Genomic DNA, 25082 nt, shown 5'->3' with positions numbered 1-25082 from the left:
CTCTCGGGGTCGAAAGATCCTGGACAGCAAAAGACCCGGCCCTCGAAAGGACCGGGTCTTGATTTGTGCGCCCCCCGGGACTTGAACCCGGAACCCATTGATTAAGAGTCAATTGCTCTGCCAATTGAGCTAGAGGCGCTTACCGCTGATGGGCGAGAAGCAAGGCTTCCGTGCGCCCCCCGGGACTTGAACCCGGAACCCATTGATTAAGAGTCAATTGCTCTGCCAATTGAGCTAGAGGCGCATACCATTCCGCGTGGGGACTCTAGATCCCACCGCGTCGGCAACGAAAAGAAACTATACGCAGGGGCATCATCCCGTGCAAGTTGAAACCCGCCACTGTGACGCAGGAAACGTCAGACCGAGACGAGGTCCTGAATGTAGGACAAGAAGTCCTCGGCATCGGCCTCCTGCTCGAGGACTTCGGCGCCGTACGCAGTTTCGATCTCCACGAGAGGCAGCACCTTCAGATCGAAGGAAGACCCGGAAGTCGTCTCGAGGACGAGTTCCCCGTGAGCCGTGCTTGTGGCATCCACGAGGTTCGTATTGTCGATGGCAATCGGAAGCCCCAAAGAAGCCAAAACCCGAGGGTCGAAGGGCGCCACGATCACCTCTGAGGGATAACGGCGATAACCGAGGATGAAATGTCGTTGCGGAGTGACTTGGCGGTCAACGGCGGAAGGTTCGTTGTAAGTAGCGCGGCCGGTCGCGTAGACCAAGTTGTATGCGCCGTAGTTCATGACCTGACTGTCGAAGACGGTGTGCAACCGTTCCGCCAGGTTCAGGGGGGACTCCGTTTCGGGGGACATGTTTAGAGTCTATCCAGGTCCGGTCCGTTACCGAATGGTTTGACGCACATCATGTCATTGCTGACATGCGACGCCTTTCGCCGTCGCGAACGGATGCGAACGGAATATGTGGCGTGGATTTCACATTCTGAAACGTTTTTGACCCTTTCACGTCCCGACCCGGATTATGAGGTCATGGCACATCACGAGTCTCTCGTTCTTACCGGTGTACGCGTCTCGCTTATTATTGCGGGTCGCGCGGCAAACCTGGCCTAGAACGAGAAAATCTCGTACCGCGCAGACCCCTCACCGACATCTAGGTCGAGGGGTTTTTTCGTGTCAGGTCGAATCCCACCGGAGACGAACGAGCACCAGGCGGACTCACAGACACCGCCGCAACGCAGCACACAGCAGAAGCAGAAGGACGATCACATGAGCAACGAATCGTCGGCGACGCCGGCCACGGTTGCCGCCTCGACTTCAGGGTCGCAGAGCAGCGCCCCAAGAATTACTGGTTCGGAAGCGGTCATTCGCACGCTGGAAAAACTTGGAGTCACCGATGTTTTCGGTCTTCCCGGCGGGGCGATTCTGCCCACGTATGATCCGCTACTGGATTCCGAGATCATCAATCATATTCTCGTTCGTCATGAGCAGGGCGCCGGGCACGCAGCTGAAGGATATGCTCTGGCAACCGGAAAGGTCGGCGTCTGCATCGCCACGAGCGGCCCGGGTGCCACCAATCTGATCACCGCCCTGGCCGATGCCCATATGGACTCAGTCCCCATGGTTGCGATTACGGGGCAGGTGTCGTCCAAGGTTTTGGGAACGGACGCTTTCCAGGAAGCAGACATCGTCGGCATGACGATGCCCGTTACGAAACACTCCTACATGGCGACCCGTCCCGAGGATGTTCCGCGCATGATCATGGAAGCCTTTCATCTGGCATCGACCGGCCGTCCCGGCCCCGTGCTCGTGGATATCACCAAAGATGCCCAGCAGGGCCTGATGTCCTTCACTTGGCCGGTGGACATGCAGCTGCGCGGGTATCACCCGGTTGTCCGAGGACACAACAAGCAAGTTCGAGAAGCAGCGAAGTTGCTGAATGCCGCCCGGCAGCCGGTTTTGTACGTCGGCGGCGGAACCCTTCGTGCCGGCGCGTCACGGGAACTAGCGGAACTGGTTAGCGTGACCGACGCACCCGTGGTCACGACTCTGACGGCGCGCGGCGCATTCCCCGATTCGGACCCGCACCACCTGGGGATGCCGGGTATGCACGGTTCCGTCCCGGCTGTCACCTCAATGCAAAAAGCGGACCTGCTCGTCGCCCTGGGCGCGCGGTTCGACGACCGGGTCACCGGTGTCGTCGATTCCTTCGCTCCGGACGCAAAGATCGTCCACGTCGACGTCGATCCCGCGGAGATCTCGAAGATCCGTGTCGCGGACGTGCCGATTGTGGGGGACTTGAAGTCCGTCATCCCAGAACTGGTCGAATGCGTCGAGGAGGTTCAGCGTGAAGAAGGACGCAGGGACCTTGGCGGCTGGTGGGCCATGCTGAATCGGATCAAGGACGAGTACCCCCTCGGATACGTCCCCACGGACGACGGCTTGGGCTCGCCCCAGCACGTCATCCAGCGGATCGGTCAGCTGACCGGTCCCGAGGCAATCTACGTCTCTGGGGTCGGACAGCACCAGATGTGGTCCGCCCAGTTCATCGGGTACGAGCGGCCGCGCCAATGGCTGAACTCGGCGGGCCTCGGCACGATGGGCTACAGCGTCCCCGCAGCAATGGGAGCGAAGGTCGGTGATCCGGACCGGGTCGTGTGGGCGATTGACGGGGACGGCTGCTTCCAAATGACCAACCAAGAATTGGCGACCTGCGTCCTGAATGACATCCCCATCAAGGTTGCCGTGATCAACAATTCCTCGCTGGGCATGGTGCGGCAGTGGCAGACCCTGTTCTACGACGGCCGTTACTCCAACACCCACCTGAACACGGGTCATGATTCCCGGAGGATCCCGGACTTCGTCAAGTTGGCCGAGGCCTACGGGTGCGCCGCGTTCCGTTGCACGAGCGATGAGGACGTCGACGAAACCATCCGAAAAGCGTTGGAGATCAACGACCGGCCCGTGCTGGTCGACTTCACTGTCAGTCCGGATGCCATGGTTTGGCCGATGGTCCCGGCAGGAGTATCCAATGACGCGATTCAGATTGCCAGAGACACGTCGCCCGACTGGAACGGAGAGGAATAACAATGACTCGTCACACGCTGTCTGTCCTGGTCGAAGACACACCGGGCGTGCTCGCCCGGGTATCCGGATTGTTCGCAAGGCGGCAATTCAATATTGACTCCCTCGCCGTGGGCGCCACCGAAGTCCCGGGAATCTCCCGAATTACTGTGGTGGTTGACGCGGACGGGGTCCTGCTCGAGCAGGTCACCAAGCAACTCAACAAGTTGATTCATGTTCTGAAGATCGTGGAATTGCCATCGGAGACCTCGGTGCAACGCGATCACATCATGATCAAGGTCCGCGCGGATGCCGGAACCCGGATCCAAGTCACGCAGGCTGCAGACCTTTTTCGCGCTTCGATCGTCGACGTCTCCACCGAGTCCGTCGTCATCGAGGCCACGGGAGCCCCGGAGAAACTCCGGGCCCTCTTGGAGGTGTTGGAACCCTTCGGCATAAGAGAAATCGTTCGTGCCGGAACTCTCGGCATCGGGCGCGGAGTGCGCTCGATGAGCGAGAGGGCCCTCCGCAATTAGTTGTCTCGGCGAGATCACTTGTCTCGCGGAGCGTTCATAAACCTGTCATGCATCGGTACATTCCGGTGCACCATGACCCGGCAGGCTAGGCTTAAAACCTAGTGGCCGGGCCACTGAAGACCATCAACCGTGGGCAAGAGCCCGCGGGGAAGATAGAGGAGTTCTCAATCCCATGGCTGAAATCTTTTACGACGACGACGCAAACCTCGCGGCGATCCAGGACCGTTCCGTCGCCATCATCGGTTATGGATCCCAGGGTCACGCACACGCGCTGAACCTTCGGGATTCGGGCATCGACGTTCGTATCGGCCTCGCCGAGGGCTCGTCCTCGCGGGCCAAGGCAGAAGCTGAAGGCCTTCGCGTCCTGACCGTCGCGGAAGCCGTCGAAGAAGCCGACGTCATCATGATCCTGACCCCGGACCAGGTCCAGGCAAAGATCTACAAAGAATCGATCGAGCCGAACCTTGAGCCCGGCGATGCCCTGTTCTTCGCCCACGGGTTCAATATTCGTTTCGACTACATCCAGCCGATCGACGGCGTCGACGTCGCGATGGTTGCACCTAAGGGCCCCGGCCACACTGTGCGCCGAGAGTTCGAAGCGGGCCGCGGTGTTCCGGCCTTGGTCGCCGTCGAGGTGGATGCATCCGGCAAGGCCTTCGAGCTTGCTCTGGCCTATGCCAAGGGTCTCGGTGCCAGCCGCGCCGGCGTCATCAAGACGACCTTCACCGAGGAGACGGAATCCGATCTCTTCGGCGAGCAGGCTGTTTTGTGCGGCGGCGTCTCGCAGTTGATCCAGTACGGATTCGAAACGCTGACCGAGGCCGGTTACCAGCCCGAGATTGCGTACTTCGAGGTGTGCCACGAACTCAAACTGATCGTCGACCTGATCAACGAGGGCGGAATCACCAAGCAGCGTTGGTCCTGCTCCGACACCGCGGAGTATGGCGACTACGTTTCGGGCCCCCGGATCATCACCCCCGAGGTCAAGGATCACATGAAGGCCGTTCTTTCGGACATTCAGGACGGAACCTTCGCCCATCGCTTCATGGATGATCAGGCCAACGGCGGCAAGGAGTTCCAGGAACTCCGCGAGAAGGGCGCATCCCACCCGATCGAGAAGACCGGCCAGGAGCTGCGCAAGCTGTTCTCCTGGAAGTCATCCGACGCCGACTACACCGACGGCTCGGCAGCCCGCTAAACGTCGGAACCTGATGACGGTTCTCCAACGGCCGGTCATCCGCTGCAACGGATGACCGGCCGTTCCCCTTTTGTCTTTCATTTCCCCAATTTCCGGCACCGAACAATCACCAAAGGAATCCGACTTTGACTGAAACGCCTGTTGTCCTTCTGGCCGAGGAACTCTCACCCGCGACGGTCGACGCCCTCGGCGAGGGCTTCGAAATTCGCAAGACTAATGGCGCCGACCGCGAATCGTTGCTGCGCGATATAGCCGACGTGGACGCGATCATGATTCGCTCCGCGACCCGGCTGGACGCGGAAGCCTTCGACGCGGCCCGTCGCCTGAAGGTCGTTGCTCGCGCTGGAGTCGGCCTCGATAACGTCGACATCGCCGCGGCCACTGCGGCCGGCGTCATGGTCGTCAACGCGCCGACCTCCAACATCATTTCCGCGGCTGAGCTGACGGTCGGCCACATTCTCGGTCTGTCCCGCAATATTTCGGCAGCCGACGCTTCAATGCGAGACGGGCAGTGGAAGCGCTCCCAGTACACCGGCGTCGAACTCTTCGAGAAGAAGGTCGGCATCATCGGGCTCGGGCGCATCGGTGGGTTGGTCGCAGAACGGCTTCGGGGGTTCGGTACGGAAATCCTGGCCTACGACCCGTTCGTCACGAGCTCGCGTGCCGCATCGCTCGGGGCGCAGATGGTGGACCTGGACACGTTGTTCCGGGAATCCGACATCATCACGATTCACATGCCGAAGACACCGGACACGATCGGCATGGTCGATGCCGCGGCATTCGATCTCATGAAGCCTTCCGCCTTTGTCGTCAATGTGGCCCGCGGCGGGCTGATCGACGAGGATGACCTCACCGACGCGCTTCGGGCGGGCAAAATCGCGGGCGCGGCAATTGACGTATACGTCTCCGAGCCCCCCGAGGGCGTGGGCTTCGTGGGCATGGACAACGTCGTGACCACTCCGCACCTGGGCGCTTCGACCGTCGAAGCGCAGGAGAAAGCGGGAGTATCGGTTGCCAAATCGGTCAAACTCGCCCTCGAGGGCGAACTCGTCCCTGATGCCGTGAACGTCGCCGGCGGACCCATCGACTCAGACGTGCGCCCAGGAATTCCGTTGGCGGAGAAATTGGGTCGAGTCCTGACGGCGTTGACCCACGATTCGCCCCTGACGAGCGTGGAGGTCAAGGTCGCCGGGGAAATCGCGGACAAAGACGTGTCCTCGCTGAAACTCGCCGCACTCAAGGGCGTATTCACCGATGTGGTCTCCGAGAAGGTTTCTTACGTCAACGCTCCCATGATTGCAGAGCAGCGTGAGATCGAAACGACCTTGGTCACGACCACCGAAGTCGAGGGGTTCCGCAACGAGACCACCTTGTCGGCCATCCTTGCCGATGGGACCCAGGTCTCCGTTTCCGGTACCGTGACCGGGCCCAAGCTGGTCGAGAAACTGACCGGGGTCAACGGCTTCGATTTCGAGGTTGGGCTGACGGACCACATGCTCATTCTCGATTACCGCGACCGTCCCGGCGTCATCGCCTCCATGGGTACCCTGCTCGGGACCGCGAGCATCAACATCGCCGGAATGCAGGTTTCGCGTGGGGAGAGCCAAGCCAAGGAACAGCGGGCGCTGTCCGTTCTGGCCCTTGATTCTCCGGCTTCCCCCGAGATGGTCTCTTCGATCAAGTCGACGATCGAGGCCGACCGTACCGCGTTCGTCTCCCTCGCGGACTGAGCACAGTCGAATTCTCATCGCGACGCCGTCTGTTCACCGTGATGCGCGGGCGGCGTCGTGTTCGACGAAACCGGAAAATGCAGTATTCACAGTCCACCGATCCGGGGCCGATAAGCCTCGAGTTCTCCTTATAGAGTAGGAGCCATGACTTCCACATCAGCCGAGCCGTTCTACATCACCACAGCGATCGTCTACCCGAATGGCGATCCCCACATCGGTCACGCGTATGAGCACATTGCGACAGACGTCATGGCACGTTTCAAGCGCCTGGATGGATACGACGTCCGGTTCATGACGGGCACGGATGAACACGGTCAGAAGATGCAGACCTCGGCCGAAAAACAGGGCATCACCGCCAAGGATCTGGCCGAAAAGAATTCGGCCAAAATCAAGGCGATGGACGATCTCCTGGGTATCAGCTACGACCGTTTTATACGCACCACGGACCCGGATCATGTGGCCTCGTGCCAGGAGATGTGGCGTCGCATGGAAGCCAACGGAGACATCTACCTCGACAAATACGAAGGCTGGTACTCGGTACGCGATGAGGCCTTCTACGGAGAAGACGAGACCGAAGTCCGGAAAGATGGCGTTAGGTATGCGATCCCTACCGACACCGAGGTCGAGTGGACCGAAGAGGAATCCTACTTCTTCCGGCTCTCCAAGTACCAAGACCGGCTCTTGGACCTTTATGCATCAGAGGGGTTTGCGTACCCGGAATACCGTCGCAATGAGGTCGCTTCGTTCGTGAAATCCGGTTTGAGGGATCTCTCGATTTCTCGAACCACCTTCGACTGGGGGATTCCCGTTCCGGGAAACGACAAGCACATCATGTATGTGTGGGTCGACGCCCTCACCAACTACATCACCGGGCTCGGTTTCCCGGATACCGACGGCGAACTCTTCCGAAAGTATTGGCCTGCGGATTTCCACGTCATCGGCAAAGACATCACGCGTTTCCACACCATATACTGGCCGGCATTCTTGTGGTCGGCTGGGCTGGACTTGCCGCGAAAGGTCTTCGCACATGGATTCCTTCTCGTCGACGGGGCCAAGATGTCCAAGTCCGTGGGCAACGTACTCGATCCGGAGCAATTGGTCGAGAGCTTCGGCGTCGACCCCTTGCGCTTCTTCCTTCTCCGTGAAGTGACCTTTGGCCAGGACGGCTCGTACAGTGCTCCCGCGATCGTTTCCCGCATTAATTCCGACCTGTCGAATGACCTCGGCAACCTGGCACAGCGTTCGCTGTCCATGGTCGCGAAGAACTGCGAGGCGGCTGTCCCGAGCCCCGATGAATTCACGGCGGAGGACCAGGCCATTCTGGAATCAGCCGATGCACTGTACGTTTCGGTGCGGGAGGATTTCGAGAGCCTGGACTATCACCGGGCCTTGGATCGGATCTGGAAGGTCATCGCCGATGTGAACCGCTATTTCACGGCGCAGGAGCCGTGGAAGCTGCGCAAGACGGACCAAACACGGATGGAAACGGTCTTGTACGTGACCCTTGAGTGTCTTCGCATCGTGGCTATCCTGATCCAACCGATCATGCCCGGTTCGATGGCCAAGTTGTTGGACCAGCTGGGACAGCCCGAAGGAGACCAAAGACTCTTTGCAGCGTTGCCGCAGCGCATCGTAGCAGGGACCGCGTTGCCGGCTCCGCAGGGGATTTTTCCTCGTTTCGAGGCACCCAGCGAGTAGAAAACAACGACCGCCCTTGTAATTGCTAATACAAGGTTAGAATCCGGTAGTCATAGAAACCGGATTCTAACCTTGTAAGTTGAGCGATAGGGTGCAAGGATCGAAGCATGTTCGTTCTGACCGTCGATCAAGTGGGTTCCAGAAAAAGGTCCGACGCCGTGCCCCAGTTGGTTTCCGTCTCGGGTGAGGCTGTGCTGCCTTTTGACCGAACAGCCGGAGACGAGGCCCAGGCGGTGTTCGACAACGCCGACGCAGCGATCGCCTGTGCTCTGACCCTGGCATCGGGCGGTCAATGGCACTGCGGTTTGGGGCAAGGACGTATCGAAGAGCCCCTGCCGAGGACTGCCCGTGAGGGGCGGGGAACGGCGTACGTCAACGCACGCCACGCCGTCGACGAGGCCAAGAAATCGGGTGCGCACCACCTCGGGTTCAGATCTGACTCGCCCTTAGGCGCGGGAATCCAGGCGGGTCTACGGACCGTCATCGCGGTTTGGGGGAAGCGCCGCGACACCACGCGAGAAGCATACGAGTGGGCCCTCGCCGGCAAGACGCAGGCGGAAATAGCCGCGCAGTTGGGAATCAGTCAACAGGCCGTATCCGGCCGGTTGGCCGCAGGTATGTATCGTGAACTCGAAGACCTCAAGCGAGAAATGACCCGCTGGGCAGAGTATCTAGATGCTCCCGGTCGTCCCGGAGAGAAGGAGCGGGCCGATTGAGCCAAATAGCCCTTCTGATCATGATCATTTCCGCTCTTCTGGGGGCCTTTACCTGCTTCAGGGTCCCGGCACTCAGTATCCGGGCTCGTCGCATCTGGACCATTGCCAACGTCCTGTTTCTCGCGACTGCGGCCCTGCTGGCGACCGGTGGGGCCATCCAGGGATATTCGGCCCGCTCCGAACCGCTCGTGGCGGTCCTCTCCGTAGTATTCGGCACAGCGGCAGCGGCGATGACGGGATCCCCGGTAACGGCGGCGGTTCTGCAGCTGTCACTGCGCAGCGGACGAATTTACCGTTCGGGCAAACGAGACACGGACGCCGCCGAACAGAACATCGAAGACCCCGAGCGCGATTCTTCCCTTCATGGCGGTCTGTGGATCGGAGTTCTGGAACGTGCCGGCGTCGCCGTAACCCTGCTGATGGGATGGCCAACGGGCCTGACCGTCCTGGCAGCCATCAAGGCCCTGGGCAGATTCACCGAGCTCAAGAAGCCCGATGCTGTCGAACGGTTCATCCTGGGAACCTTCGCCTCATTCCTCTGGGCCGCAGCCTGGGCGGGTGTTGCAATGCTCCTGGTACGGGGCGTCTGAACCGTGGAGAAGTAACGTCTGGTTCACATGGTGAGAAGCCGTCCTACTATGTGGTCACGTCACCGTCGGCGGAGCTAGCTTAGTCCCATGACCGACAGCACGGAATCCCGAAATATCGATTTGGCCGTCATCCCAGGTGACGGCATCGGCCCCGAAGTTACCGAACAGGCCCTTGCCGTTCTGACCGCCGCGGCCCGGCGCGAAGGTATCGACGTCTCGCCGACACCCTACGAGCTCGGCGCCGAAGCGTGGCTCAGAACAGGGGAGACGTTGACCGAGGACAAACTCGCGTCTCTGCGAGAACATGACGCGATTCTCTTCGGCGCCGTCGGGGCCGACCCGCGCTCGACGAAGGTCCCGTCCGGCCTCATCGAGCGCGAAATTCTTCTGAAGCTCCGGTTTGCCTTCGATCATTTCATCAACCTGCGCCCGTCGCGTCTCTACCCCGGCGCGGTGTCTCCCCTGAGCGATCCCGGCGACATAGACTTCGTCGTCGTCCGAGAAGGGACCGAAGGTCCGTACGTCGGGAACGGGGGCACGGTCCGACAGGACACCGAACACGAGATCGCAACCGAAGTCTCCGTGAACACCGCTCACGGAGTCGAACGTCTGATCCGTTATGCTTTCGACCTTGCCGCCTCCCGCGAACGTCAGCACGTCACCTTGGTCCACAAGCACAACGTACTGGTTCACGCCGGGGGGCTCTACCGGCGGATCTTCGACCGTATCGCGGATGAGTACCCACGGGTCTCCACCGATTACATTCACGTCGACGCCGCAACGATTTACATGACCACGGATCCCTCACGATTCGACGTCATCGTGACGGACAACCTGTTCGGGGACATCCTGACGGACCAGGCCGGTGCGATCTCGGGCGGTATAGGTTACGCCGCATGCGGGAATATCAACGCCGAGTTCACGGCACCGTCGATGTTCGAGCCGGTGCACGGTTCGGCTCCGGACATCGCTGGGCAAGGAATCGCCGATCCTCGGGCCGCCATACTCGCGGGCGCTCTTTTGTTGCGTCATCTTGGTCATGAACGTGCGGCGAGTAACATCGAAGAAGCAGTCGAGGCCGACATGAGGGATCACGGTTCCGAGCGAAGAACGACGGTGGACATCGGACAAGCCATTCTCGCCGGAACCTCCTGAGCGCCCCAACGCCGGACGCGACGGTTGCCGCAAAGATGCGGTCACCCTCGCGGACAACAGAACATCAGCACACTCGCTCGAAACGGAGCCCACCTTGAGAACTTCCTCATTCACCATCACCGAGAACCAGGATCCGACCCCTTCCGAGCGGCTCGCTGAAATTCTGGCTGCTCCTGGATTCGGCGAGTTCACGACCGATCACGTTGCAAAGGTCGAGTGGACTGGGGACTATTCGACCGGTGGTGAATGGGAGCATGCACGAATCGAGCCCTACGCACCCTTGAGTCTCGATCCGGCCACGTCGGTTTTCCATTATGGGCAGGAAATCTTCGAAGGGCTGAAAGCCTATCGGCATCAAGACGGATCCGTGTGGCTGTTCCGTCCGGAGGCGAATGCCGACCGGTTCCGTCGCTCAGCGAAGCGACTGGCGTTGCCCGAGCTTCCGACCGAGATTTTCATTGATGCGGTTCATGCTCTGGTCGAGAAGGACTCGCGGTGGATCCCTGAGGGGGAGGGCACCTCCCTGTATATCCGGCCTTTCATGATTGCGACCGAGAAATTCTTGGGGGTTCGCCCCACTCGTGAGGCCCTGTTCGAGGTCATCGCGTCGCCCGCGGCCAATTATTTTGGCAGTCCCGAGCCCGTGGATATTTGGTGGTCCCAGAATTATGCTCGCGCCGGCCAAGGAGGCACGGGCGCAGCGAAGTGCGGCGGAAACTATGCGGCGAGTCTTCTTCCGCAGCTCGAAGGGGAAGCCAAAGGCTGTAAGCAGGTCATGTTTACCGACGAGCATCGAAATCACGCGGTTGAGGAACTCGGGGGCATGAACGTCTTCTTCGTTCTCAAAGACGGGACTCTGGTCACACCCAAGTTGACCGGCACCATTCTGGAGGGTGTCACGCGCAAGTCGATCGTTGAGCTGGCGCAGGAGAGCGGAATGAAGGTGGTCGAGAGGACAATCACGGTCGACGAGTGGCAGGCAGGGATCGCAAAGGACGACATCACCGAAATCTTTGCTTGTGGCACGGCCGCGGTAATTGCTCCGATGGGCCGTTTGCTCTACGAAGATGGTGAGATCCCTGCCGCGAGCCAGACGAACGGTAGAGTCACTCAATGGCTGCGCGCCCAGCTGACTGGCATTCAGACCGGACGAGTCGAGGATCGCTTCGGGTGGATGACGCGGGTGATCTGACCCGATGTGCCGGCACTGCAGCCACTTGCGAGCGGCGGTCGCAACCATCCGGTGCTTCATGCCGGTGAAGGGTGGCCACGGTGCGCCGCGTACGCGCTAACCTGGACGTATGCGCATTGCACGATTTACTGCCGAGGACCAGCTGTTTTACGGACGCGTCGACGGTGAGGACGGCCAGGAAACCCTGACTGTTCTGGCTGGCGACCCGTTCTACACAGGAATCAACCCGACCGAAAAGACGTACCCGATTGCGGACGTTCGTCTGGTCGCCCCCATCATTCCCCGCTCCAAAGTCGTCGGTGTTGCCCGAAATTGGAACGAACATGCAAGTGAACTCGGCAACCAGGCGCCGACATCGCCGCAGTTCTTTCTGAAGCCGAATACTTCGGTCGTCGGCCCCGGTGATCCCGTGACCCTCCCGGATTTCAGCGAGGAGATCTCCTACGAGGCCGAATTGGCCGTAGTGATCGGTCGCATGTGCAAATCGGTCCCGATCGAGCGCGTGCCCGAGGTGGTTTTCGGATACACCTGCGGCAATGACTTGACTGCGCGGGATCTGCAGAAGACGGATCTGCAATGGGCGAGGGCGAAAGGCTTCGACGGTTCATGCCCTTTGGGACCGTGGATCGAGACCGAGCTGGATACCGATGACCTGCCCATCAAGTCATGGGTGGATGGCGAGCTCAAGCAGGATGGAACGACGCGGGACATGATCTTCGGCGTGGCCGAGCTCGTCTCCCGCATTTCTGATGCCTTTACTTTGTTGCCGGGGGACGTGATCCTGACCGGGACACCCGCCGGAGTCGGTCTGGTCGAAGACGGGCAAGAAGTCGAGATCGAGGTCGGCGGCATCGGGGCGCTCGTCAACCGAATGCGTCGGGCCTAGTAACACGCGAATGGCGGGGGAGTTCCCCGCATACTACTGAAAACGAAAGCGATGAGTAGCCAAGCATTATGACAACCGAAGCTATCAAGCCGACCGTGAGTGAAGACCGCCCCGTGCGCGTACGCTTTTGCCCTTCACCTACTGGCACGCCCCATGTAGGGATGGTCCGAACGGCGCTGTTCAACTGGGCCCACGCCCGACACACCGGAGGCAAGCTCGTTTTCCGAATCGAGGATACGGATGCCAAGCGAGATTCGGAGGAGTCCTTCAACCAAGTCCTCGAATCCCTTCACTGGTTGGGCATTGAGTGGGATGAAGGCGTCGGGGTGGGAGGCCCTCACGAGCCGTACCGCCAGTCCCAGCGGGGCGAGATCTATCGAGATGTTATCCAGAAGCTGATCGACGGGGGATACGTCTATGAAGATTTCTCGACCCCGCAGGAAGTCGAAGAGCGCCATCGCGCCAAGGGAGAAGACCCCAAACTCGGCTACGACAACTTCGATCGGAATCTGACGGAGGAGCAGATATCTGCTTTTCGGTCTGAGGGGCGCAAGCCGGTGCTCCGGTTGCGGATGCCGGATGAAGACATCACATTCAATGATGTGGTCCGTGGTGAAATCACGTTCAAAGCCGGCTCAGTTCCCGACTACGTCGTGGTCCGAGCCGACGGAAGCCCGTTGTACACGCTGGTCAACCCCGTCGACGACGCTCTGATGAAAATTACCCACGTGCTGCGAGGCGAAGACCTGCTTTCCTCGACCCCCCGCCAGATTGCGTTATATCGCGCATTGGTGGGTATAGGAGTCGCCGAATTCATTCCCGAATTCGGACACCTCCCCTATGTCATGGGGCAAGGCAATAAGAAGTTGTCCAAACGAGACCCGGAATCGAATCTCTTCTTACTGCGCGACGAAGGATTTATCAAAGAAGGCCTGCTCAATTACCTTTCTTTGTTGGGTTGGTCTCTTTCGCCGGACGAAGATATCTTCACCGTCGACCAGCTGATAGAGAACTTTGACGTTCACGACGTTTTGGCCAATCCGGCTCGATTCGACGTCAAAAAGGCGGAAGCGATCAACGGTCAGCACATTCGAATGCTGGAACCCCAGGATTTTGAAAACCGTCTCTTGCCCTACCTCAGGGATGCAGGCATCGTAGACGACGTGCTGAGCGAGCGTGAACGGCAGATTCTCCGCGAGGCGGCTCCACTGGTTCAGGAACGTATGCAGCTGCTGGGTGAAGCTCCGGGGCTCCTCGGGTTCCTGTTCCGTGCTGACGGTGAAATCGAGATTGCCGACGACGCGCGCAAGCAGCTCAAGGACTCCGCACCCGAGGTCTTGGACGCTGCGCACGCGGCCTTGACCGACGTCGAATCCTGGGACGCTGCATCGATCCAGGAGACCCTTCGGACCGCCATCGTCGACGGCTTGGGAATCAAGCCGCGCCTCGCCTTCGGGCCTGTCCGTATTGCGGTCTCGGGGGCACGGATCTCCCCGCCACTTTTTGAGTCGCTGGAAATCCTCGGACGCGATTCCTCCTTGGCCCGTATCGAGTCGCTTCGACAGGATTTGGCGGCGGCCTCAGAGGCCTGAGCCCTACGACGCCTCTGGCGCGGCTCCTGCCACCTGGACAGGAGCCCGCGTGGGGGCCCGGAGAGAGATGGGGTCTCAGGGCCCCTGACAGGGCTTGGTCCACGGTTTTGCCCAGGTGGGGGTAGGGTGGCGGAGACCACGCCACTTCAGGTTGCATGGTGCAAGGTGGGGCTGTAGAGTATTTATTCGTTGCGGAGATGCGGTCGGAAGGCCAAAACTTCACGACATAGTGGGATATGGTGTAATTGGCAACACAGCGGTTTCTGGTACCGTCGTTCTAGGTTCGAGTCCTGGTATCCCAGCGAATGTATCCATAGGTAATGTTCTATGTGGTGCAATTCACAAATCTCGATTTGGAACTATTCGCAGTTATGTGTAAACTGAGTCGAGTCGTCATAGTGGGGAAGGAATTCTTCGCAAAGACACCTGGCCCCATCGTATAGCGGCCTAGTACTCCGCCCTCTCACGGCGGCAACACCGGTTCGAATCCGGTTGGGGTCACAGGCTATAAAAAGTCCGGCACGTCTGTGCCGGACTTTTTGCTTTTAACGCCGCTATCCCGATGGCGCCCGCAGACAAGGGTATCTGAGGGGCATTCGTTTCAGACACCAGAAAATGTGACGACAGCGTGACCTCGGTGTGAATATCGCCTGAGGCGATACGGGATATGCCTCGATGGCACCGTGGAGGCTCGATGACTTGTACAGTTCGGTCCAGTTGCCCGCACATTATCGGACCGCACCCCTCATCGGTGCGTGTGAGGCCGGATTGGGCATCATCCAGGAGTAGCTTCTACGGAGCGTGAAAACCCAATGACTTGAGAGCCCGAGGGGTTCGCTGCGCGTGTCGATGTCATGGAGTGGGCGTTTGCCCTCAGAAGTACTCGGATCATGTGATTCACATTGATCTCACCAAGGCTGCCCTGGTGCGGCGGCAAGATTCTTGCAATCCTCAACCACGACGATCGCCTGAACGCCGTAGGACGCGAGTGAGTCCTGGAGGGCTTTGGAGTCAATGAGCAGTTGTCAGGAGGGCTGCAGGGGTCACGCCGCCGTGACCGTGGGAAGGCCTCAGAGGCTTATGCCTGGGCGCAGAAGGTCCTGGGTGAACTTCCCGGTGTTCCGGCGAAGGCGTGGCGTCCCAACACCTCACTGAGGTGCTCGTAAGGCTTCCGTGAGTTGACGTGCAGCCTGGCTGACGACGTCGGCGTGCAAGCGTCCAGGTTGGCGGGTCAACCGCTCGATAGGTCCGGATATTGAGACGGCAGCTATGACTTTCCCCGAAGGATTGCGCACCGGTGCAGAAACCGAAGCGATGCCCCGTTCCCGTTCACCAACCGACTGTGCCCAACCCCGGCGGCGGACCGCTGACAACACGGTTGCTGAGAAGCGAGCCTGGCGTAACCCTTCAAGGAGGCGATTGTGATCCTCCCAGGCTATGAGCACCTGCGCGGCAGATCCGGCCCTCATGGATAGCTGTGTGCCCACCGGGATGGTGTCCCTCAGGCCGATCGGGCGCTCGGCGGACGCGACGCAGATACGCCACTCTCCTTGCCGTCGGTAGACCTGTGCCGACTCTCCGGTGAGGTTGCGCAACTGGTTGAGCACCGGGCCGGCTGCGGCAATCAAGCGGTCTTCGCCCGCGGCCGAGGCAAGCTCGCCGAGCCTCGGCCCCAGGACGAATCGGCCTTGGACGTCGCGCGCCACCAGGCGGTGATGGGCCAGGGCGACGGCCAGGCGATGGGCGGTGGGGCGCGCGAGCCCGGTAGCCTCCACGAGCTGGGAGAGACTAGCCGGGCCCGCTTCCAGGCAATCCAGAATGTGGGTGGCCTTGTCCAGAACGCCTACGCCGCTGGGGTGAACCCTGACCGACATGGGATTGGCCGTACCCATGCCTCCGAGGATTTCATCTGTATCTCCCGCGGCCAGGCCTGTGGTCGGTTTTGGATCAGGGGTTTCACTCATACCCACCATGGTGGAGTCTCAAATGCTGGAATGCAAGTCCACGTTGTGGAAGCCCTGACGAATCCTCGGCACAATGAATTTCGCAAACACACATGACTTCGGAGGACACCATGGCGGATTCACCGGATCGCCCAATGACCTTGGCCGAAAAGGTCTGGGCAGACCATCGAGTCGTATCGGGGCAAGACGGCAAGCCCGATCTCATCTACATCGATCTTCACCTTGTGCACGAGGTGACCTCGCCCCAAGCCTTCGAAGGACTGCGTCTTGCCGGGCGGAAACTGCGGCGACCCGATCTCACGATCGCCACGGAAGACCACAACACTCCTACGGAAGATATTTTCTCCCGGATCGCGGATCAGACGTCGCGTCAGCAGATCGAAACCTTGCGCGCCAACGCCGAGGAATTCGGCGTGCGCATTCACTCACTCGGTGACGCCGAACAGGGAATCGTGCACGTCGTCGGACCCCAGCTCGGACTCACGCAGCCTGGGATGACCGTGGTCTGCGGCGACTCGCATACCTCGACCCACGGCGCATTCGGGGCCTTGGCCTTGGGTATCGGAACCAGCGAGGTCGAACACGTCATGGCAACGCAGACCGTGTCGCTGGCGCCCTTCAAAACCATGGCGATCACCGTCAACGGTCACCTGAAACCGGGCGTGACGGCAAAGGACATCATTCTTGCCGTGATCGCGAAGATCGGCACGGGTGGGGGCCAAGGGTACGTCCTGGAATACCGGGGAACCGCCATCGAGGAGCTGTCGATGGAAGGTCGCATGACCATTTGCAATATGTCGATCGAAGCCGGGGCCCGTGCAGGCATGGTCGCTCCCGACCAGACGACCTTCGACTACGTTCAGGGCCGGCCCCATGCACCTCAAGGCGAGGAATGGGACCGGGCTGTCGAGTACTGGAAATCTTTGCGCACCGACGACGACGCGAAATTCGACCGCGAAGTCGTCATCGACGGCGATGAGCTCGAGCCGTTCGTCACCTGGGGGACCAATCCAGGTCAAGGCGTCCCGCTGTCCGAGTGCGTTCCCGATCCTGAGGACGCACCGGACGAGGGATCCAAGGCCTCGGCGGCCAAGGCGCTGCAATACATGGATCTGAAAGCCGGAACGCCGATGAAGGCCATTCCGGTCGACACCGTGTTCTTGGGTTCCTGCACCAATTCGCGTATTGAAGACCTCCGGGCTGCTGCGGCCATCATCGAAGGTCGCAGCAAAGCTGAAAGCGTGCGGATGATGGTGGTTCCTGGGTCGGCTCGGGTGAGGTTGCAGGCCGAGGAAGAAGGATTGGACCAGATATTCAAGGATTTCGGAGCCGAGTGGCGTTTTGCCGGTTGTTCGATGTGCCTAGGAATGAACCCGGACCAGTTGGAGCCCGGAGAGCGATGTGCCTCGACGTCGAACCGGAATTTCGAAGGCCGTCAAGGCAAGGGTGGACGTACCCACCTGGTATCGCCGTTGGTCGCTGCGGCAACCGCGGTCAAAGGCACCCTGAGCTCACCCTCCGATCTGCTGGACATTTAGGAGAAGATGATGGAACCGATTACGACCCATACCGGAGTCGCGGCGCCGTTACGCGCCTCGAACGTAGACACTGATCAGATCATTCCTGCGGTTTATCTGAAACGCATCACCAAAACCGGTTTCGATGACGCCTTGTTCGCGGCGTGGCGCAAGGATCCCGAGTTCGTCCTCAACCAAGAGCCTTTTCGGAATGCTTCCGTCCTGGTGGCCGGGCCGGACTTCGGTACCGGCTCCTCACGCGAACACGCCGTATGGGCCCTGAAGGATTACGGGTTCCGGGTCGTTCTCTCGGCCCGCTTCGCTGATATCTTCCGTGGCAATTCGGGTAAGCAAGGCCTCGTCGCGGCCCAGTTGGACCAGCAGGACATCGAGTTGATCTGGAAGTCCATCGAGGAAAACCCGGGGATTGAAGTGACCGTGGATCTGGAGAGCAAGAACGTGACGTGCGGTTCGCTGACAGTGCCGTTCCAGATCGACGAGTACACGCGCTGGCGCCTCATGAACGGACTCGACGATATTTCCTTGACCCTGCAGCAAGAGGACCAGATCACTCGTTTCGAAGAGACGAGGCCCGCGTTCAAGCCACGTACGCTACCGGCGAAGTCCTGACCTCGACGAAGCATCCATTGAGGGGCCGCGCCCATGACACACCTACGGTGTATGGGCCGCGGTCCGCCGACGTTAAGCAGGACCAATTCGGTCCGGTATTGTGTTCGCTGCAGTCCGGCGGAAGGCGGGAATCTGTCTCGGCGTTGGTACCGTAAAATAGCTCAAGAATGCGTGTCACCTGCGGACACGCCAGAATCACTGGGGCCCACGGGGCCTGAACACACGAGGATTGGAACTTTATGATCGGCGCATTGCACATTGAGGGCGGCGAGCCGCTTCGCGGAGAAGTATCGGTCCGCGGAGCGAAGAACCTTGTCCCGAAGGCCATGGTCGCGGCCCTGCTCGGTGCAACTCCGTCGGTATTGCGCAGCGTTCCCGAGATCAAAGATGTCAACGTTGTCACTGACCTGCTGTCCTTGCACGGCGTCACGGTGACCAAGGACCCGAAAAACGGCGATTTGAGTCTCGATCCGACCAATGTGTCCGTCGCGCGACACGCGGACATCGATGCTCACGCCGGCGATTCCCGCATTCCGATTCTCCTGTGCGGCCCCTTGTTGCACGCTATCGGGGAGGCGTTCATCCCCGATCTGGGCGGCTGCAAAATCGGCGATCGTCCCATCGATTACCACCTCGAAGTGCTTCGGAACTTCGGCGCCGAGGTCAACAAGTTGCCCTCTGGTATCCGGATGACGGCACCCAAGGGACTCAAGGGCGCCAAAATCGACCTGCCGTACCCGTCCGTCGGGGCGACCGAGCAGGTCCTGCTGACAGCAACGCGCGCCGAAGGCAACACCGAGCTGCGTGGAGCGGCCACCGAACCCGAGATCATGGACCTCATCGCGATCCTCCAGAAGATGGGTGCGATCATCACGGTCCAGACCGACCGGGTGATCCATATCGAAGGTGTGCCCAACCTCAGCGGATACAACCATCGTGCGCTGCCAGACCGGATCGAAGCGGCCTCGTGGGGTTCGGCGGCGTTGGCTACCGGCGGCGACATCTTCGTCCGCGGAGCCCAGCAGGCAGACATGATGGCTTACCTCAATACTTTCCGGAAAATCGGCGGTGGCCTCGACATCACGGATGAGGGCATCCGTTTTTACCATCCCGGCGGAAAGCTCAACTCGCTCATCGTCGAGACCAACGTTCACCCGGGTTTCATGACCGACTGGCAGCAACCGCTCGTGGTCGCGTTGACGCAGGCTGACGGTGTATCGATCGTCCACGAAACCGTGTACGAGAACCGATTCGGATTCACCGGTGCACTGAATCGAATGGGCGCCTCGATCCAGCTGCACCGCGAGTGCCTGGGGTCGGTGCCTTGCCGCTTCGGTCAGCGTAACTTCCTTCACTCGGCGGTCATCTCCGGACCGACTCCGTTGCACGGGGCAGACATCAACATCCCCGACCTGCGAGGGGGCTTCAGCCACCTCATCGCGGCGCTTGCCGGTGAGGGAGAATCGCACGTTACGGGGGTTGAACTCATCAACCGTGGCTACGAACGATTCGTCGATAAGCTCGAGGGCCTGGGAGCCAAATTCGACCTCGAGAATATGGCGGCCAAGTAGCAATGGCGGGCGAGGACCGGGCAACGCAGGGGAAAAAGACGAGGAAGAACCGACCCATCAAGACCACGACGCCCAGCCGTGGCGGAAACATCCTGTTCCACTGCGTTGCCTTCGTGGTACGGCGCGTCCTGGATCTTGCCATGGGCAAGACATGGACCGGGGTCGAGAAACTCAAACGGGATGAGGGGTACATCGTCATCGCGAACCATGTGACGGAAGTTGACCCTATGTCGGTGGCTTACCCCGTTTACATGTCAGGAACCATTCCCCGTTTTCTCGCCAAGGAATCCCTGTTCCGCGTACCTGTCCTCGGGACCGTTCTGAGCCGCACAGCCCAGATTCCCGTATTTCGCGGTTCGATGGAAGCACGCAAGTCCTTGGAGAGCGCACGGGCGGTGGTCGACGCTGGCGGAGCCGTGCTGATCTATCCGGAAGGCACCTTGACCAAGGATCCAGAACTCTGGCCCATGGCGGGTCGCTCGGGTGCGGCTCGTCTTGCATTAGCCACGGGCGCACCGGTCATTCCGATCGCGCATTGGGGCGATCAGGAATTCCTGGCACCCAAGGCCACGCGTCCGCGTCCCTTCCCGAGGAAACGAGTACACGTTTTGGTCGGCGATCCGCTGGACCTATCCGATCTCCGGGGAGAGGATCGCACGGAACACGTCAGCCAAAAGGCACTCTCCGAAGCCACCGACCGGATGATGGATGCGCTGACGACCCTCGTCGAAGAACTTCGCGGTGAGAAGGCCCCGGCTGGTCGGTGGGACCCCCACCTGAAGAAGAGGGTTGGTCGAACCTCGTGGAACGAGGATTGACCAAAGATCAGCAAGACTCCGCGGCGACGAACGACGCGGCAGAAGACCGGAAGGAACATCGTGAGCGATACCGCCCAGGCCCCTAGCGTTCCGCCAACCGTTCCGACGCCCCGCAAGGTGGCGGTTTTGGGAGCGGGCAGTTGGGGTACCGCTTTCGCCAAAATCGCCGCCGATGCAGCTCGCACGGAATCGAAGCAGAACCCCAGCTGGGAGACCATCCTCTGGGGACGCGATGAGTCCGCGATGCAGGCTATGGCCAAAACCCGTGTCAACGACCGATATTTCCCGAATGTCCGTTTGCCCGAGAATCTTGCATACACCGCGGATCCTCGCGAGGCCCTCGACGGCGCTGACGTCGTCGTGCTGGCTCTGCCGGCTCAGGTCTTGCGAGAGCAGCTGAAATCCATGGCCGCCCTCGTCCCTACCGATGCGGTCCTCGTGTCCTTGGCGAAAGGTCTGGAACGAGGTACAGGCCTGCGAATGTCCGAAGTCATCGCCGAGGTCTTCCCGGGCGGAAAGGATCGGATTGCTGTCGTCTCGGGCCCCAACCTGGCCAAGGAAATCATCCAGAACCAGCCCACGGCCTCCGTCGTCGCATCGCCTTCCGAATATGCGGCCGGGTTGGTCAGCAGGGTATGCGCCACGTCCTATTTCCGCCCGTACACCTCGGCCGACGTCGTTGGCGTGGAAATCGGTGGACTCGTCAAGAATGTGATCGCCTTGTGCGTAGGCATCTGCGAGGGGCGCGACTACGGGGACAACTCCAAAGCGTCCATCATGACGCGTGGTCTCGCCGAGACTACGCGGCTGGCCGTGGCCCTCGGCGGACGACCGGAGACGCTCGCAGGACTAGCGGGAATGGGCGACCTCGTGGCAACCTGTTCATCACCTCTTTCTCGAAATCACACGGCCGGAAAGCTTCTGGCCCTGGGCTTGAGTGAAGAGGAAGTCACGGCTCGCATGACCCAGACTGCTGAGGGCATCAAATCCGCTCCGGTGGTCTTGGAACTGGCTCGTCGCAACGGCGTCGAAATGCCGATCGCCGAGGCGGTCTCGGCGGTCCTGGCTTCGCAAGTCACCGTCGACCAGCTCCAGCCGATGCTGCTTGGACGTCAGCTCAAAGCGGAGACTCCGCACGGAGGACCCGAAGGAACCAGCGCTCCGGGGCACTGACTCGTCCGGGTCACCAGAGAACATCAACCCAAGAATTTCGTGAGAGAGAGCCCATGACCACCACTGCATCGACCGGTCGCACCACCGTTGGGATCTTGTTCGGGGGAGTCTCTTCCGAGCACTCGATTTCACTCATCACCGCCAAGGGGGTCCTTGGGGTCCTCGACCACGAGAAGTACGAACCAGTTCTGATCGGCATCACACCCGAGGGGACCTGGCACCTGAGCAGCGAAGAAGAACTCAACAAACTGATGGATGGCGTAGTGCTTCCCCGCTTTTCCGGGGAAGGTCCTCGCGTCTCGCTGCCGATGGGCGATTCCAACCAGGGAATGTATCTCAAGTACGATGACGGCACCTTCGGCGAGGGCCCTCATCTGGATGTCGTTTTCCCTCTGCTTCACGGCCCCTTCGGCGAGGACGGAACGGTCCAAGGATTGCTCGAATTGGCCAACCTCCGGTACGTCGGTGCGGGCGTGACGTCTTCCGCGGTCGGTATGGACAAACATTTCATGAAGGTCGCCTTCGAATCGGCTGGCCTGGAAGTAGGTCCTTATCGGGTGATTTCGGCCCGCGATTGGGTCAACGATCGGCAAGCCAGCTTGCGAAAGATCCAGGAATTGGCTCTCCCCGTCTTCGTCAAACCGGCTCGGGCCGGATCCTCCTGCGGCATTACCCGTGTGGCAGACTGGGCGGATCTCGAGGAAGCCATCGACCAGGCGCAGGCTTTGGACCCGAAGATCGTCGTCGAGGAAGAGATCAGCGGCCGGGAGATCGAGTGCGCGGTCCTGGACGGATTCCGTCACGAGCTTCCGCAAGCATCCCACCCGGGCGAAATCGAAATGGTCGGAGACGATCACGCTTTCTACGACTTCGAGGCCAAATACGTCGAGACCGCCTCGTCCGAACTGCGTTGCCCGGCCGATCTGCCACAAGAGGTCCGGGAGTCCATCCGAGAAAAAGCGGTTCAGGCTTTTCTGGCCCTTGACGGAGAAGGTCTGTCCCGTTGCGATTTCTTCTACACGGACGACGGACGCGTGGTGATCAACGAGGTCAACACGATGCCGGGCTTCACCCCGATTTCCATGTACGGGATGATGTGGGCAGAATCCGGGATCGATTACGGTCAACTCGTGGACCGCCTGATCCGCTTGGCTCTGGACAGGACCCCGGGGCTGCGGTGATCGCAGCTACGAGGTGTAACCGTGATCCTCGGCTCCCGACACGGACCGTCAATTCTTGGACAAGTCCAGATTGTCAGAGACGTCTGTGCATTCCTTGGTCTGATGAATACGGTTCACGGCCGATTGAAGATCCACCAGCAACGTCGAGGAATTGACCTTGGCAGCGTCGAACGTCACCTGGATGGCAGGGGAGCGTCCAAAGGAAGTGGCTGTCCACGTCCCTGTTCCGTCGAGAGACTGACCCTGGTCGACGCCCGTGCCTGAGGACGAGCTCGAAGATTCACTCCGCTCGGGCGACTCTTCGGACTCTCCGTCTTGCCGCAGGGTCCAATCGACGTCGTTGACCCGGACACACGGATCCTGGACCGGTTCTTTGACGCGCGCCCCGCACTTGAGAATGACCGTCGCAGGATCGCCCCACGCCGCAGTGGCCTGGGCCGTGGTCTCCCGCTTGTCTTGCCCGGCAAGTGTGTCCGGCATCGCGACGAGAGCTCTGGCGCAATCCGGATTCGTGGCATCAGGGGCTGCGTCCACCGTTACCGCGGACGAGCATCCACTGAGCACTAGGGCGGAAGCAGCGAGGCCACAGGCCCACGCCTTTCGCGCTGACCAGCCATTCTGTACCTTTGCAACGGAGCGTCCTAAACTGAACGTTCTGAGGCGGGAAAGACGATGTGAATTCACGTCCTCGAGGATACCCCAGCTATCTGACATCCAAGGGGTATTGTCACAGGACAAAGGTTCTCGTTCGTGGGCCGCCCGACTGACCAGAACATCTCGAAGAGGTAGGAATCATTCGTAGCAGCCACATGCCGGACGAGAAAAGCCGCGCAAGACAGCGATTGGCGTATCGCTGTGCGGCATGCGCCGCAGTCATCGGCGTGGCGGGTCTCACAACTGTGTCCGCCGCGGCTGCGGAAAATATGACGGACGCTCCCAGCTTTTCGACGGGACCGGCTGCCCCGACCGTCACCCAACCCTCATCGGGTCAATCCGACGGCAACTCACCCACGGACGACTCAACGAGTAGTTCATCGGAGGCCACGCCGCCGACCTCCTCGGACCCTACTGGTACCCCCACTCAGGAACCCACGGAGCAGCCGGCTGCCGACCCGAGCGGCGAGCCAACAGGGCAACCGACTGCCGACCCGAGCGGCGAGCCAACAGGGCAACCGACTGCCGACCCGAGCGGCGAGCCAACGGAGCAGCCGAGCGACGAGCCGACAGCCACCCCGACTCAAAACCCAAGTAGTCAACCCGCTCAGAAGCCGACCGAGGAGCCTACACAGGAGCCGACCCAGGAACCGACTCAGGAACCGACTCAGGCACCAGGACCTGCCCCCACGGACGCTCAGCCTGTGCCGGATCCGGGTCAAGGTGCGGTACCTCCCCAACCGGGAGGAGGCATCGGAGAGTCGAGAAACAATGGAAACGAGGGCACGGTACCGGGAAATACCAGTTCGGATCCCTCGTCGAGCGAAAAGCCCGCATCGGGGAGCAAGGCAACACAGGTGCCCGCTGGAACCAACGGTCAGGCAGGTGCGCCTCAGACCGGCGACGGCAACACGAAATCCACAGGACAGGGTTCCGGTGATGGCGAAGCCGCAGCGGCAAATACCGGCAGATCCGTCGGCGACGTGACGGGTATATCCAGTTGGGTCAGCCATTATCTGAACAGCAAGGAATCCGACGCCCCGGCGGCCGACCCGGTGGACTCGGACGCCAATGCCGGAGTCAACGACGTCGGCCAACAGGCGAGCACTTCCGGGGAGCATCAAGAGGCCGGCAACCACCGTAACCTCACGGCACTGCGTGGCCCGATCCCGATTCTCGTTTTCACTGCCCTGGCTCTCGGCGGGGTGGGCACGGTGTTGGCGCGGACCTCCAAAACCCTGTCTCACAAGAAGCACGAGCAATAAGC

General features: G+C 60.5%; 21 protein-coding genes and 4 tRNA genes. 20 read left to right on the top strand and 5 right to left on the bottom strand.

The window, feature by feature from the left end; all coding sequences use genetic code 11:
* Positions 1 to 66 precede the first annotated feature (66 nt).
* The 3 genes from EWR20_RS06765 to EWR20_RS06755 all read right to left on the bottom strand — a co-directional run bounded on the left by EWR20_RS06765 (position 67) and on the right by EWR20_RS06755 (position 809).
* Positions 67 to 139, bottom strand: a tRNA-Lys gene (locus EWR20_RS06765).
* Between the two features lie 32 nt (positions 140 to 171).
* Positions 172 to 244 (bottom strand) — tRNA-Lys (locus EWR20_RS06760).
* A gap of 112 nt (positions 245 to 356) precedes the next feature.
* Entirely contained in the window at positions 357 to 809 is a 453-nt protein-coding gene (locus tag EWR20_RS06755) for a hypothetical protein (RefSeq protein ID WP_129359843.1), read from the bottom strand.
* 411 nt (positions 810 to 1220) lie between these two features.
* On the opposite strand from EWR20_RS06755, the gene EWR20_RS06750 reads away from it, so the two are divergent.
* From EWR20_RS06750 to EWR20_RS06690, 13 genes are all read left to right on the top strand, one after another.
* On the top strand, positions 1221 to 3038 hold the full coding sequence (locus EWR20_RS06750) for an acetolactate synthase large subunit (RefSeq protein ID WP_129359842.1): 1818 nt from the start codon (positions 1221 to 1223) through the stop codon (positions 3036 to 3038).
* Positions 3039 to 3040: 2 nt separating this feature from the next.
* Positions 3041 to 3550, top strand: coding sequence for an acetolactate synthase small subunit (ilvN, locus tag EWR20_RS06745; RefSeq protein ID WP_129359841.1), 510 nt, complete (start codon positions 3041 to 3043; stop codon positions 3548 to 3550).
* Positions 3551 to 3722: 172 nt separating this feature from the next.
* A complete protein-coding gene (gene ilvC / locus EWR20_RS06740) occupies positions 3723 to 4748 on the top strand; it encodes a ketol-acid reductoisomerase (RefSeq protein WP_129359840.1) in 1026 nt (341 codons plus the stop codon).
* A gap of 125 nt (positions 4749 to 4873) precedes the next feature.
* Positions 4874 to 6478 (top strand): phosphoglycerate dehydrogenase, encoded by a 1605-nt coding sequence (gene serA / locus EWR20_RS06735; protein ID WP_129359839.1) that lies wholly within the window; start codon positions 4874 to 4876, stop codon positions 6476 to 6478.
* Positions 6479 to 6622: 144 nt separating this feature from the next.
* Positions 6623 to 8176: a methionine--tRNA ligase gene (gene metG, locus EWR20_RS06730; RefSeq protein WP_129359838.1), complete on the top strand. Its 1554-nt coding sequence runs from the start codon at positions 6623 to 6625 to the stop codon at positions 8174 to 8176.
* A gap of 107 nt (positions 8177 to 8283) precedes the next feature.
* Positions 8284 to 8892: a hypothetical protein gene (locus EWR20_RS06725; RefSeq protein ID WP_129359837.1), complete on the top strand. Its 609-nt coding sequence runs from the start codon at positions 8284 to 8286 to the stop codon at positions 8890 to 8892.
* Complete coding sequence (locus EWR20_RS06720; RefSeq protein WP_129359836.1) at positions 8889 to 9482, top strand: hypothetical protein; 594 nt, start codon at positions 8889 to 8891, stop codon at positions 9480 to 9482. Before EWR20_RS06725 ends, EWR20_RS06720 begins: the two co-directional genes overlap by 4 nt.
* 87 nt (positions 9483 to 9569) lie before the next feature.
* Entirely contained in the window at positions 9570 to 10637 is a 1068-nt protein-coding gene (locus EWR20_RS06715) for a 3-isopropylmalate dehydrogenase (protein ID WP_129359835.1), read from the top strand.
* A gap of 94 nt (positions 10638 to 10731) precedes the next feature.
* A complete protein-coding gene (locus EWR20_RS06710; RefSeq protein WP_238147623.1) occupies positions 10732 to 11829 on the top strand; it encodes a branched-chain amino acid aminotransferase in 1098 nt (365 codons plus the stop codon).
* A gap of 109 nt (positions 11830 to 11938) precedes the next feature.
* On the top strand, positions 11939 to 12715 hold the full coding sequence (locus EWR20_RS06705) for a fumarylacetoacetate hydrolase family protein (protein WP_129359834.1): 777 nt from the start codon (positions 11939 to 11941) through the stop codon (positions 12713 to 12715).
* A 68-nt stretch (positions 12716 to 12783) separates the two neighbouring features.
* The gene (gene gltX / locus EWR20_RS06700; RefSeq protein ID WP_129359833.1) at positions 12784 to 14307 is read left to right on the top strand and encodes a glutamate--tRNA ligase; all 1524 of its coding nucleotides are present in this window, start codon (positions 12784 to 12786) and stop codon (positions 14305 to 14307) included.
* A 230-nt stretch (positions 14308 to 14537) separates the two neighbouring features.
* Positions 14538 to 14609 (top strand) — tRNA-Gln (locus EWR20_RS06695).
* 126 nt (positions 14610 to 14735) lie between these two features.
* Positions 14736 to 14808: transfer RNA gene (locus EWR20_RS06690), tRNA-Glu, on the top strand.
* A gap of 647 nt (positions 14809 to 15455) precedes the next feature.
* On the opposite strand, the gene EWR20_RS06685 is transcribed toward EWR20_RS06690, so the two are convergent.
* Complete coding sequence (locus EWR20_RS06685; RefSeq protein ID WP_129360158.1) at positions 15456 to 16181, bottom strand: IclR family transcriptional regulator; 726 nt, start codon at positions 16179 to 16181, stop codon at positions 15456 to 15458.
* A 182-nt stretch (positions 16182 to 16363) separates the two neighbouring features.
* Between EWR20_RS06685 and leuC the strand changes: the two genes are divergently transcribed.
* The 6 genes from leuC to EWR20_RS06655 all read left to right on the top strand — a co-directional run bounded on the left by leuC (position 16364) and on the right by EWR20_RS06655 (position 23161).
* On the top strand, positions 16364 to 17809 hold the full coding sequence (gene leuC / locus EWR20_RS06680; RefSeq protein ID WP_178945582.1) for a 3-isopropylmalate dehydratase large subunit: 1446 nt from the start codon (positions 16364 to 16366) through the stop codon (positions 17807 to 17809).
* A gap of 9 nt (positions 17810 to 17818) precedes the next feature.
* Positions 17819 to 18418 (top strand): 3-isopropylmalate dehydratase small subunit, encoded by a 600-nt coding sequence (gene leuD, locus EWR20_RS06675; protein WP_129360156.1) that lies wholly within the window; start codon positions 17819 to 17821, stop codon positions 18416 to 18418.
* A gap of 239 nt (positions 18419 to 18657) precedes the next feature.
* Positions 18658 to 19989, top strand: coding sequence for a UDP-N-acetylglucosamine 1-carboxyvinyltransferase (gene murA, locus EWR20_RS06670; protein WP_129359832.1), 1332 nt, complete (start codon positions 18658 to 18660; stop codon positions 19987 to 19989).
* Between the two features lie 2 nt (positions 19990 to 19991).
* Positions 19992 to 20807: a lysophospholipid acyltransferase family protein gene (locus EWR20_RS06665; protein ID WP_129359831.1), complete on the top strand. Its 816-nt coding sequence runs from the start codon at positions 19992 to 19994 to the stop codon at positions 20805 to 20807.
* Positions 20808 to 20867: 60 nt separating this feature from the next.
* Positions 20868 to 21980, top strand: coding sequence for an NAD(P)H-dependent glycerol-3-phosphate dehydrogenase (locus EWR20_RS06660; protein ID WP_238147622.1), 1113 nt, complete (start codon positions 20868 to 20870; stop codon positions 21978 to 21980).
* Between the two features lie 53 nt (positions 21981 to 22033).
* Positions 22034 to 23161, top strand: coding sequence for a D-alanine--D-alanine ligase family protein (locus EWR20_RS06655; RefSeq protein ID WP_129359829.1), 1128 nt, complete (start codon positions 22034 to 22036; stop codon positions 23159 to 23161).
* A gap of 48 nt (positions 23162 to 23209) precedes the next feature.
* On the opposite strand, the gene EWR20_RS06650 is transcribed toward EWR20_RS06655, so the two are convergent.
* Positions 23210 to 23695 (bottom strand): DUF3515 family protein, encoded by a 486-nt coding sequence (locus EWR20_RS06650; RefSeq protein WP_238147621.1) that lies wholly within the window; start codon positions 23693 to 23695, stop codon positions 23210 to 23212.
* 977 nt (positions 23696 to 24672) lie between these two features.
* Here EWR20_RS06650 and EWR20_RS06645 point away from each other — a divergent pair.
* Positions 24673 to 25080: a hypothetical protein gene (locus EWR20_RS06645; protein WP_129359827.1), complete on the top strand. Its 408-nt coding sequence runs from the start codon at positions 24673 to 24675 to the stop codon at positions 25078 to 25080.
* Positions 25081 to 25082 lie beyond the last annotated feature (2 nt).

This window comes from Rothia uropygioeca (genome assembly GCF_004136585.1).
GTDB lineage: Bacteria > Actinomycetota > Actinomycetes > Actinomycetales > Micrococcaceae > Rothia.
The sequence above is the reverse complement of the archived record's forward strand: the minus strand, read 5'-3'. Positions and strand labels throughout refer to the sequence as shown.

What these genes read in the sequence shown, in the direction of transcription:
- metG (WP_129359838.1), top strand. Translation starts at nt 6,623, where the DNA reads ATGACTTCCACATCAGCCGAGCCGTTCTACATCACCACAGCGATCGTC.
- EWR20_RS06665 (WP_129359831.1), top strand. Translation starts at nt 19,992, where the DNA reads ATGGCGGGCGAGGACCGGGCAACGCAGGGGAAAAAGACGAGGAAGAAC.
- leuD (WP_129360156.1), top strand. Translation starts at nt 17,819, where the DNA reads ATGGAACCGATTACGACCCATACCGGAGTCGCGGCGCCGTTACGCGCC.
- leuC (WP_178945582.1), top strand. Translation starts at nt 16,364, where the DNA reads ATGACTTCGGAGGACACCATGGCGGATTCACCGGATCGCCCAATGACC.
- EWR20_RS06755 (WP_129359843.1), bottom strand. Translation starts at nt 809, where the DNA reads ATGTCCCCCGAAACGGAGTCCCCCCTGAACCTGGCGGAACGGTTGCAC.
- EWR20_RS06715 (WP_129359835.1), top strand. Translation starts at nt 9,570, where the DNA reads ATGACCGACAGCACGGAATCCCGAAATATCGATTTGGCCGTCATCCCA.
- EWR20_RS06725 (WP_129359837.1), top strand. Translation starts at nt 8,284, where the DNA reads ATGTTCGTTCTGACCGTCGATCAAGTGGGTTCCAGAAAAAGGTCCGAC.
- EWR20_RS06750 (WP_129359842.1), top strand. Translation starts at nt 1,221, where the DNA reads ATGAGCAACGAATCGTCGGCGACGCCGGCCACGGTTGCCGCCTCGACT.
- ilvN (WP_129359841.1), top strand. Translation starts at nt 3,041, where the DNA reads ATGACTCGTCACACGCTGTCTGTCCTGGTCGAAGACACACCGGGCGTG.
- EWR20_RS06685 (WP_129360158.1), bottom strand. Translation starts at nt 16,181, where the DNA reads ATGTCGGTCAGGGTTCACCCCAGCGGCGTAGGCGTTCTGGACAAGGCC.
- EWR20_RS06655 (WP_129359829.1), top strand. Translation starts at nt 22,034, where the DNA reads ATGACCACCACTGCATCGACCGGTCGCACCACCGTTGGGATCTTGTTC.
- murA (WP_129359832.1), top strand. Translation starts at nt 18,658, where the DNA reads ATGATCGGCGCATTGCACATTGAGGGCGGCGAGCCGCTTCGCGGAGAA.
- ilvC (WP_129359840.1), top strand. Translation starts at nt 3,723, where the DNA reads ATGGCTGAAATCTTTTACGACGACGACGCAAACCTCGCGGCGATCCAG.
- EWR20_RS06705 (WP_129359834.1), top strand. Translation starts at nt 11,939, where the DNA reads ATGCGCATTGCACGATTTACTGCCGAGGACCAGCTGTTTTACGGACGC.
- gltX (WP_129359833.1), top strand. Translation starts at nt 12,784, where the DNA reads ATGACAACCGAAGCTATCAAGCCGACCGTGAGTGAAGACCGCCCCGTG.